At 68.7% G+C, this 553-nt stretch carries 1 protein-coding gene; it reads right to left on the bottom strand.

What is annotated here, in order from left to right:
- On the bottom strand, positions 1-553 hold a 553-nt coding region (locus AC1D00_RS44590), incomplete at both ends, for an ABC transporter permease (protein WP_477015142.1).

Genomic DNA, 553 nt, shown 5'->3' with positions numbered 1-553 from the left:
GCGGGCGACGGTCATCGAGAGCGTGATGCCGCCGGCAACGCCGATGGCGCCGCCGAGCAGGCAGAGGACGAGCGCCTCGCAGAGAAACTGGAGGCGGATGTCCCGCATCCGCCCGCCAAGCGCGCGGCGAATCCCGATCTCCCGCGTGCGCTCGGTGACCGAGACGATCATGACATTCATGATGCTGATGCCGCCGACGAGCAGCGAGACCGAGGCGATGGCGACGAGCAGGAGCGCCACGGTGCGGATCGCGCCCTGCTGCGCTTCCATGGCGGCGGCCGGATCCTGGACCTTGAAGTCGTCCTCCTGGCCGGCGGGGACACGGTGGCGCTGCCGCAGCAGGCTTTCGATCTCCGATCGCGCGCCCGCCATCTGACCGTCCGCGGCCACCTTGGCAATGATGTAGGCGACCGAATCCCGGTTGATGTTGCTCGCGCTGCCGAGGAAGCGCAGCTTGGCCGTGCTGAGCGGCACGAAGGCGACGTCGTCCTGCGCCGGGCCCTTGCGATCGAGCACGCCGACCACTTCGAGCGGCACCTTCATGATCCTGATC

The organism is Bradyrhizobium sp. P2_E8 (assembly GCF_056403875.1).
This window is presented reverse-complemented; position numbering and strand designations above follow the sequence as displayed.